This window comes from Alcanivorax sp. HI0044 (assembly GCF_001634945.1).
Genome location: NZ_LWEZ01001075.1, coordinates 1 through 272, shown reverse-complemented (window position 1 = coordinate 272; position 272 = coordinate 1). Strand labels below are relative to the sequence as shown.

Here is a 272-nt window from a genome sequence, read left to right as displayed (position 1 = left end):
CAAGGGCACAGGGGGTCGCGCAAAAACGGACGCCTCTGATGCGCAGCTACTTGCCCGCCATCTGCAAAATGAAAAAGGGGCCTTGCGCCGCTGGAGCCCGCCACCCAAGGCGTATCGGACGCTGCAGACCCTGCTGCGCCGCCGTGCGGCACTGGTCAAGGCGCGAACCATTATCCAGCAAAGCCTGGGTGCAGAGCCGCTACTCAAAGCGGGCTTGAAGAGGTTGATCTCTCAGATCAACACGCTGGATGCACAGATCCAGAAACACCTTC

The 272-nt window shown here is 60.7% G+C and carries 1 protein-coding gene; it reads left to right on the top strand.

The genetic code is table 11. The features are described from left to right. The coding region (locus A3730_RS12930) for a transposase (RefSeq protein WP_156501194.1) at positions 1–272 on the top strand (272 nt) is incomplete at both ends.